This is a genomic window from Janibacter sp. CFPM2_SD2 (assembly GCF_057364645.1).
Window position 1 is genome coordinate 1 of the sequence record NZ_JBNFOF010000145.1, and the last position, 8,312, is coordinate 8,312.

General features: G+C 73.6%; 10 protein-coding genes and 2 pseudogenes. 5 read left to right on the forward strand and 7 right to left on the reverse strand.

Going from position 1 to position 8,312, the window contains the following annotated elements:
- Nucleotides 1–69: 69 nt before the first annotated feature.
- Both AC2W7J_RS12995 and AC2W7J_RS13000 read right to left on the reverse strand, forming a co-directional pair.
- Nucleotides 70–966, reverse strand: a complete 897-nt coding sequence (locus AC2W7J_RS12995) for an SGNH/GDSL hydrolase family protein (protein WP_485982880.1) — start codon at nucleotides 964–966, stop codon at nucleotides 70–72.
- The gene (locus tag AC2W7J_RS13000; protein WP_485982882.1) at nucleotides 963–1,364 is read right to left on the reverse strand and encodes a hypothetical protein; all 402 of its coding nucleotides are present in this window, start codon (nucleotides 1,362–1,364) and stop codon (nucleotides 963–965) included. Before AC2W7J_RS13000 ends, AC2W7J_RS12995 begins: the two co-directional genes overlap by 4 nt.
- Before the next feature lie 54 nt (nucleotides 1,365–1,418).
- Between AC2W7J_RS13000 and AC2W7J_RS13005 the strand changes: the two genes are divergently transcribed.
- The 5 genes and pseudogenes from AC2W7J_RS13005 to AC2W7J_RS13025 all read left to right on the forward strand — a co-directional run.
- Nucleotides 1,419–2,600: an NADH-quinone oxidoreductase subunit D gene (locus tag AC2W7J_RS13005; RefSeq protein WP_255184325.1), complete on the forward strand. Its 1,182-nt coding sequence runs from the start codon at nucleotides 1,419–1,421 to the stop codon at nucleotides 2,598–2,600.
- Nucleotides 2,601–2,742: 142 nt separating this feature from the next.
- Nucleotides 2,743–3,498, forward strand: a complete 756-nt coding sequence (locus AC2W7J_RS13010) for a DUF6801 domain-containing protein (RefSeq protein WP_485982884.1) — start codon at nucleotides 2,743–2,745, stop codon at nucleotides 3,496–3,498.
- A gap of 40 nt (nucleotides 3,499–3,538) precedes the next feature.
- Nucleotides 3,539–3,724 (forward strand): annotated as a pseudogene (locus tag AC2W7J_RS13015) (FAD-dependent oxidoreductase); the annotation flags it as partial.
- Between the two features lie 292 nt (nucleotides 3,725–4,016).
- Nucleotides 4,017–4,466, forward strand: a complete 450-nt coding sequence (locus AC2W7J_RS13020) for an FAD-dependent oxidoreductase (protein ID WP_485982886.1) — start codon at nucleotides 4,017–4,019, stop codon at nucleotides 4,464–4,466.
- Nucleotides 4,467–4,628: 162 nt separating this feature from the next.
- Nucleotides 4,629–4,745 (forward strand): annotated as a pseudogene (locus AC2W7J_RS13025) (hypothetical protein); the annotation flags it as partial.
- Nucleotides 4,746–4,954: 209 nt separating this feature from the next.
- On the opposite strand, the gene AC2W7J_RS13030 reads toward AC2W7J_RS13025, so the two are convergent.
- The 5 genes from AC2W7J_RS13030 to AC2W7J_RS13050 form a co-directional block, all read right to left on the reverse strand.
- Complete coding sequence (locus AC2W7J_RS13030) at nucleotides 4,955–5,263, reverse strand: GNAT family N-acetyltransferase (protein ID WP_255184768.1); 309 nt, start codon at nucleotides 5,261–5,263, stop codon at nucleotides 4,955–4,957.
- An 18-nt stretch (nucleotides 5,264–5,281) separates the two neighbouring features.
- A complete protein-coding gene (locus AC2W7J_RS13035; protein ID WP_485982888.1) occupies nucleotides 5,282–6,532 on the reverse strand; it encodes a hypothetical protein in 1,251 nt (416 codons plus the stop codon).
- A gap of 191 nt (nucleotides 6,533–6,723) precedes the next feature.
- On the reverse strand, nucleotides 6,724–7,182 hold the full coding sequence (locus AC2W7J_RS13040; RefSeq protein WP_485982890.1) for a hypothetical protein: 459 nt from the start codon (nucleotides 7,180–7,182) through the stop codon (nucleotides 6,724–6,726).
- 29 nt (nucleotides 7,183–7,211) lie between these two features.
- Complete coding sequence (locus AC2W7J_RS13045; protein WP_485982892.1) at nucleotides 7,212–7,724, reverse strand: HEAT repeat domain-containing protein; 513 nt, start codon at nucleotides 7,722–7,724, stop codon at nucleotides 7,212–7,214.
- Nucleotides 7,709–7,987 carry a HEAT repeat domain-containing protein gene (locus tag AC2W7J_RS13050; protein ID WP_485982894.1) on the reverse strand — a complete coding sequence of 93 codons (279 nt, stop codon included), beginning with the start codon at nucleotides 7,985–7,987 and terminating at the stop codon, nucleotides 7,709–7,711. The genes AC2W7J_RS13045 and AC2W7J_RS13050 overlap by 16 nt, the downstream gene beginning before the upstream one ends.
- Between the last annotated feature and the right edge of the window lie 325 nt (nucleotides 7,988–8,312).

The following is an 8,312-nucleotide window of genomic DNA, read 5'->3' on the forward strand; positions in this document are numbered from 1 at the left end:
CTGGCCCGCAGCGACCCCGCGGGCTACCTCGCCGCGCTGGCCCGCGCGTCGCAGGCCGCCGCCCTGACGTCAGGGGGTCCCGGAGGATTCCTCTGGGCGCTTCGCCGGGTCGGCTGACGACGGGCCGGAGGAGCTGGAGGGGGTCGCCGACCCTGACGTCGTCGGGGTGCCGTCACCCGGCGGCACGAGCACCTCCGTCAGCACGTCCGCGATGAGCGGCTGCCCCTGCTCCGACGGGTGCAGCCCGTCGCGGAAGTAGCGCGACGACGGGTCGGCCGCCGGCAGCACGGGCGACAGGTCGATGAAGCTGACGCCCTCGCGCCGGGTGAGCCCCTGCATGACGCGCAGGTACCCGGTCCACGACGCCTGACCCCGGACCGGCGCCGGGGTGAACCAGCCGACGAGCAGGATCGGGCCGTCGTAGCCGTACTCCCGCGCCTGGCCGATGACGCTGTCGAGGCTCTCGCCGAACTCGCGCGCGTTGGACCCGGTGCGGCGGTCGTTGAAGCCGAGCGGCACGAGGAGCAGGTCGGGCTCGAGCGAGAGGGAGTCGCGCAGGTAGCCCGGCGTCTGGGAGATGGTGCGTGCCGAGACGCCGGAGCGCGAGGCGTCGAGGACGTGGACGCAGCGGTCGCGGTCGCCGCGATAGGGCATGAGGTCGGTGATGACCGCGCGCCGGGCGGTGCTGCCCTTGACGTCGTTGCGCACGGTGATCGTGTGGGTGCCGGGCCCGAGGTCACCGGAGGACCACGTGCGCCGCTCGGCGCCGCCGTCGGCGTCCGTGGCGACGGCGAGCCCGTCGTAGGGGATCTCGCCGTCGATGCGCACCTCGAAGGGGCCCCCGCCGAAGCGGGTGCGATAGCCGATGTCGACCGACTCGGCCCGGACCTTCCACGTGATGCTGGCCCCCGGCTCGAGGGCCATGCCCCGCCCTCCCGGACCGAGGTCGGGCGTCAGGGTGGTCATGCCACGCACCTGCGGGTCGGGCAGCGACGAGGCCTGGTAGTAGGCCGGCACGAGCGAGGTCCGTGCCTGCCACCCGCCCGGCGTCGTCGGCAGTCGGGCGTGCCCGAGCGCTCGCGCAGCTGGGCCTGGAGGCGGTCGACCCACCGTCGCTCGAGGTGGTCGCGCAGGCCCGAGCCCTCGCTCACCGAGTCGCCGAGGACGACGACGTCGGCCGCGTCGTCCGCGTCGCCGCGCACCGCGTCGAACCACGGGTCGAGCACGGCCTCGCCCTCGACGGCGGCCGTCCCGGACGGGGTGTAGGGCTCCTCGGGCTCGCCGATGCAGCCGGCGAGGGTCGCCACGGCGAGCGCGAGGGCCACGAGCCCCGCGCCCGCTCGTCGCACACGTCGGGTCGGCACCCGTCCATGGTGCCAAAGGGCCACGGCCGCACCGCCTGGCGCATACTGGCGGGCATGACGAGCAGCCCGGGCACGCGCGGCACGCGGACCCTCGACGTCGGTGTGGGCGACGGGTCGCTGGCCAGCGCCGACATGGTGCTCAACATCGGCCCCCAGCACCCCGCGACCCACGGCGTGCTGCGGCTGCGGGTCGTCCTCGACGGCGAGCGCATCGTCTCCGCCGACCCCGTCGTCGGCTACATGCACCGGGGTGCCGAGAAGCTCTTCGAGGTCCGCGACTACCGGCAGATCACCGTCCTGGCCAACCGCCACGACTGGCTCTCGGCCTTCGGCAACGAGCTGGGCGTCGTCCTCGGCGTCGAGGCGATGCTCGGCATGGAGGTCCCCGAGCGGGCGACGTGGGCGCGCACCCTGCTCGCGGAGCTCAACCGCGTGCTCAACCACCTGATGTTCCTCGGCTCCTACCCGCTCGAGCTGGGGGCGATGACGCCGATCTTCTACTCCTTCCGCGAGCGCGAGGAGATCCAGGCCGTCATGGAGGAGATCTCCGGCGGGCGGATGCACTTCATGTTCAACCGCGTCGGGGGGCTCAAGGAGGACCTGCCAGCCGGCTGGCTCGACCGCGTCACCGCCGCCGTCGCCGCGGTGCGCGGCCGGATGCCGCAGCTCGAGGCGCTGCTCGTCGGCAACGAGATCCTCGAGGCCCGCACCCGCGGGATCGGGGTGCTCCCCCCTTCGCTCGCCGAGGCCTACGGCGTCTCCGGCCCCATCGCCCGTGCCAGCGGGGTCGACCTCGACCTGCGGCGCGACGCGCCCTACCTCGCTTACGGCGAGCTCTTCGACGAGGGCGGCCCGGGGCGGGTCGTCACCCGCACGGCGGGTGACTCGCTGGCCCGCCTCGAGGTGCTCCTCGAGCAGACCCACGTGAGCCTCGACCTCGCCGACGCCTGCGTCGAGCGACTGCGCTCGCTCCCCCGTGGTCCGGTCAACCAGCGCCTGCCCAAGGTGCTCAAGGTGCCCGAGGGCGAGCGCTACACCGCGACCGAAAATCCGTTGGGGCTCAACGGCTATCACCTCGTCTCGCGGGGCGAGAAGACGCCCTGGCGGCTCAAGCTGCGCTCGGCCTCCTTCAACAACGTGCAGGTCCTCGGCGAGCTGCTCCCGGGGTGCCTCGTGGCCGACATGGTCTCGGTCCTGGGCTCGATGTTCTTCGTCGTCGGCGACATCGACAAGTAGTCCCCGCGGCACCGCCGGCGCACGACGTGAGCCGGGCCACAGCCACTCCCTTCGCCCGGCACTCCTTGCTACCCGCAGGTAGGTTGCAGGGACGACCGCGCCCTCGGTCTCGGGGGCACGACCAGCGGAGATTGGAAGTTCCATGACCAGCTTCAGGACCCGCGCGTCCGCCGGTGCCGCCCTCGTCACGGGCCTCGGGATGATCGGGATCGCCGCCGCGACGCCCGCCTCGGCCGAGGTCAAGGGGAGCCTCGACTACTCGTGCAAGGAGACCGGGCAGAACATCACCTTCACCGACCCGTGGACCGTCGACCTGACCCTCGACGTCCCGGAGACCGTCGAGCAGGGCGAGACGATCCCGGCCGGCGCCATCAAGGCCACGGTCACGCCCGGCGCCGACGCCACGCAGACGATGCAGGGCCTGGGGGTCAAGACCCTCGAGGGCACCGCCGCCACGACCTACACCTTCGGCGAAGGGGGCGAGGCCCGCGACGTGGCCCTCACCGTCCCGAAGACCGCCGTGCCGGCGACCGGCACCGTGTCCGTCGACGCCACCGGTGAGAGCACCGAGGAGACCGCCCCCGCCGAGGACGTCAACGTCCCGATCACGGCTGGCGACTTCACCGCCGAGCTGGCCAACCAGGACGGCTTCGTCTTCAAGATCGAGTGCACCGCTCCCGAGGACGCCACGGTCGGCACTGTCGCCGTCGGTGACTTCCTCTACGTCCCCGAGGGCGGGGTCCACGGCTTCCGCGGGTCCGACCACGCGTCGATGCTGCTGATGTTCGCCCCCGGGGCACCGCGGGAGGACTACTTCGAGACCCTCGCCCGCGGCGAGGAGATGACCGAGGAGCAGCGCGCCGAGTTCATGGTCCGGCACGACACCTACTGGGTCTGACCTCCCTTCGCCCGGCCACCCCACCACCCGAGGAGCCAGCATGTCCGAGACTCACGAGTACGACGTCGTCGTCATCGGCGCCGGACCCGTCGGCGAAAACGTCGCGCAGTACGCCATCGAGGGCACCGACCTGACCGCAGCGCTCGTCGAGGGCGAGCTCTACGGCGGCGAGTGCTCCTACTGGGCGTGCATCCCGAGCAAGGCGCTGCTGCGCCCGATCGCCGTCGCCGACGCCACCGCCCACCTGCAGGGGGTGGCCACAGCCGAGGTCGAACCGGAGGGCCTGCTCGCCCGCCGCGACACCTGGGTCGGCGGCCGTGACGACTCCGGCCAGGTCCGCTGGGCGGAGGCTGGGCAGTCACGGCCGTGCGCGGCCACGCTCGTCGTCGTCGGCGAGCGCCGAGGTCGAGGTGACCGCTCGACCGGGCGGCCCGGTCCGGCCTGCGGGCCCGCCGCGCGGTGGTCATCGCCACCGGGAGCGAACCGGTGGTCCCGCCTCCCTTCGCCGACGTGCACCCGTGGGGGTCACGCGACGCGACGCGGTCGCCGAGGTCCCGGGTCGGCTCGTCGTCGTCGGCGGCGGGGTCGTCGCGGTCGAGGCCGCGACGTGGATGGCCGCGCTCGGCAGCGAGGTCACGATGCTCGTGCGGGGCGACGCCCTCCTCGCCGATCAGGAGCCCTTCGCGGGCAGCGTTGTCGCAGAGGCACTTCGGGCGAAGGGGGTCGACGTGCGCCTCTCGACGTCGGCCACCGGCTGCCGCCGGCCGGACGCACGGGACACCGGGGTCGGCCGCGTCCACGGCGGCCCGGTCACGGTCGTCACCGACGCCGGGGAGATCGAGGCCGACGAGGTGCTCGTCGCGACCGGGCGCGCCCCGCCTGGGCGATGTCGGTCTCGACGCGGTCGGCCTCTCCCCCGACGACGTGCTCGAGGGGCGGCTACCCGAGTGGCTGCACGCGGTGGGTGACGCGAGCGGCGAGGCGCCGCTGACCCACTGGGGCAAGTACCGCGCGCGGTGGTCGGGGACGCGATCGCCGCCGCAGCCACCGGACGTGAGCCGCTCCCGGTGCCCGACGGGGTGCCGGTCCCCCAGGTCGTCTTCACCGACCCGCAGGTGGCGCGGGTCGGGATGACCGAGTCCGAGGCCCGCGAGGCGGGGCACGACGTCGAGGTGGCGGAGGTCCCCTTCGCGCAGGTCGGCGGGGCCGCGCTGCTGCGCGACGACGCCCCCGGCCGGGCGAAGCTCGTCGTCGACAAGGCCACCGGGCTCGTCCTCGGCACGACCTTCGTCGCACCGACGCCGGGCAGCTGCTGCACGCGGCGACGATCGCGATCACCGGGCGGGTGCCGGTCCACCTGCTGCGGCACGCGGTGCCGAGCTTCCCCGACGCGAGCGAGGTGTGGCTGCGCCTGCTCGAGGCCCTGCCGGTCGAGCTGCGTCGCCCCTGAGCCGGGTCAGTCGGTCGCGGTCGAGCGCGCCTTGAAGTGGAGGTCCTGGTAGTCGGGGTGCCGGGCCATCCAGCCCTCGATGAAGGGGCAGACCGGCAGCACCTTGCGCCGGCCCTCGGCCCGCACGTGGTCGAGTGCGGCGCGGGCGAGGGCACCACCCACGCCGAGGCCCTCGTGGGCGCGGTCGACCTCGGTGTGGGTGAAGACGTAGAGGTCGTCGGTCAGCTGGTACTCGGCGAAACCCGCTGTGGCGCCGTCGATCTCGGCGACGAAGCGCGACTCGTCGGGGCGGTGGGTGATCGTCACGTCGGCCATGGGTCCTCAGCGTAGGGCTCAGGTCCGGGGGCGCAGGGCGACGATGCCGCCGGTCGCGCCGACGTAGAGCCCGCCGTCGGGCCCGACGTAGATCGCCGCGTAGTGGTTGTTGACCATCGGCCCGGTCCCGGCGAGCCGGCGCCACATGACCTCGCCGGTCGTCGCGTCGACCGCGGTGAAGTACCAAGCGTCGATGCCGGCGACGGACTCCCCCTTCGTATAGGTGGCGATGACCCCCGCCCGGGTGCCCTTGGAGACGACCGACGGCGTGCGGATCTCGTCGTTGGCCCACACCTGCTCGCAGCCGTCGTCGGTGACGTCGATGCGGGTCATGCCGGGCTCGGTGGAGCGGCCGAAGGTCGCGTCGAAGAGGTTGTAGCCGTAGTTGCTCTCGACGAAGAGGGAAGACCCGATGGCGATGAGGGAGTTGTCCGTGGCGCTGCGCTCGGGGGCGAAGACCGGGACCCGGCAGTGCTCCCGGCTGCCCAGCCCCCGCCGTGTGTCGTAGACGACGACGTGCATCCGCGGGTCGGCGTTGTCGGTGATGGCGACGTAGCGCTCGCCGAGCAGGAGGGTGGGCGTGGTGCCGGAGGCGCGGCTCGTCTGACCGGGCTTGCGGCGGGTGCCGGCGTCATAGGTCTGCCGCCACACGACCTGCGGCGTGGAGCCGTCGGCGCGCAGGGCGACGAGCTCGCGCGAGGTGACGACCCAGGCACGTCCGTCGCTGCCGACGGCGAAGGAGTTCTCGATGTCGGCGTCCGCGAAGCGCGTGGAACCGACGTCGCCGGACTCGGGGTCGAGCACGGCCACGGAGCCGAGCTGGCCGACGACCCAGATCTCGCCGTCCGTGCCCGGCACCGCGGAGTTGATCCCTTCGCCCTCGGCCAGACCTGACGTCACGTCGAACTCGTCGACCGCCTCGATCGCCGGCTCGCCCGAGGAGTCGGCGACCGACCACCGGGTGATCCGGCCGTCGGAGGTGGGCAGCACGACCCGCTGCTCGTCGTCGAGCACGGCGTAGCCGCCACCGGCGAAGTTCGTCGCGAAGTCGGCGCGGAAGGGCCGGTCGGCGACGTGCTCGCGGGCGAGGACCTCGAGCGAGTCCGGGTCGAGCACGTTGAGCGTCACCCGGGTGGCGTTGACGCACACCGCGACGATGCGGCCGTGCTCGTCGAAGAGCATCGAGGCGCACACGCCGCCGAGGTGGCGACGGATGACCTCGGCGCCGCGGGGGTCGAGCACCTCACGGTCGGTGTAGGCATCGGTCATCGCCGCGTCGCCGTGGATGTTGCTGTCGGGGTTGGGCGCCAGGTGCCGCGCCTGGGCGGCCGGCTCGCCGTCGAGCGGCGCCGTCGGGGTCGTGGACGAAACCTCGAGGTCGGGGCTGAGGGCGGCGCCGATGGGCGACCGGGATGGTGGTCGCGGTGGCGCGACGGCTGCGGAGGGCGAGGAGCCAGGGCCTAGGGGCGGCGGCGACGGTGGACCGGCCGGCCCCTCGAGCGACCGTGCTCGCGGGTGCGCTCCCCGCGGGCCCGCCACAGCACGAGCAGCGTTGCGGCAGCGACGATCCCGAGCGGGATGCCGTGCACGAGAGGGGCCGCGGTGGTCATGCCGCGCTGGCCGGGGGCGATCGCGATGACGAGCGCCAGGGTCGAGACGATGCCGGCGCCGAACCACGAGCCGGGGGTGCGGCGGCGGACCGCGACGGCCACCGCGACCATGGCGACGGGCAGCAGCGCCACGACGAAGGGCAGGCCCGACGCGATCGTCGCCGGCAGGTCCGCCCGCCGTGCCTGGGCGCCGAGGGCGCGCGGCGATGTCAGCAGGTTGTCGAGCGTGGCGATCGGCGAGGCGACGAGCAGCGCCTGCGCCACGAGGAGCGAAGGGAGCAGCCGCGGACGGGTCGAGGTGGGGGCCATCGGTCCATCCAAGCGTGCGGCGGTGCGGCTCAGGCCCTGTCGGCGCGGTCCGTGATCAACCACCCAGCGGTGATCGACAACCAGGCGTCGTCACCGTCACGCAGGCGCGTGAGCACCCCGTCGACCTCGGGCAGATCGAGCTCGGCGAGGGCCTCGATGGCCGGCAGGACGACCTCCTTGTCGTCGTGCTCGACGGCGTGGAGGAGGTCGGGGGCAGCCCCGCGGGAGGCCGGGTCGCCGATCGCGAGGAGTGCCTCGGCGGCGTGACGGCGCACGGAGAGGTCGGGGTCCTCGCGCAGCCGGGTCGCCAGCCCCTCGACCGCGGCCTCACCGGCCTGCTCGAGGGCTCGGGTCAGCTCGCGGCGACGGAAGTCCTGCTCGACCCCGAGGTGGTCGACGAGCGCGGCAACCGCGCCGGGTGTGTGGATCCGGCCGAGCGCCCACCACGCCTTGGCCGCGACGGCGTCGTCCTCGTCGTCGGTCAGCGGCAGGATCTCGGCGACGGAGGCGGGCTCGCGGATCTTGCTCAGCGCGTGGAGCACCTGGACCCGGCCGGCCCCGCGGCGAGGTCCTCGTCGTGCAGGGCCTCGACGAGCAGCGGGTAGGTCGCCGCGTGACGGGTGACCACGGCCCAGGTCAGGGTCTCGCGGACGTAGAAGTCGGGCTCGGTGACGAGCAGCCGCACGAGGTCGGCGGCGACGCTCTCGTCGGCGTGGGTGCCGAGCCACAGGGCGGCCCGCTGCCGGACCGACGGGTCGTCGTGACGTGCCGCCTGCAGGGCCTGGTCGAAGGGGGTCTCGCTCACGTGGCTCGACGCTACCCGCCCCTCCCCTTCGCATGGCCAAACGGCACTGCACACCCGCGACCCCTCCCCAACTTCGCAAACCCTAGGGTTTTGCAGGGTTGGGGGCGAGCAACTTCGCAAAACCCTAGGGTTTTGCAGGGTTGGGGGTCAGCCGTGGGTGGCGCCGGAGATGTCGGTGCCGCGCGGGGTGAGCACGAAGACCGCGGCGGCCACGACGAGCATGAGCGTCCCGCCGGCGAGGCCGGCCACCTGCAGCGAGTCGACGAAGGCGGCGCCGGCGTCGGTGGCCAGCCTCGGCAGGCCGAGCTCGTCGGCCGTCGCACCG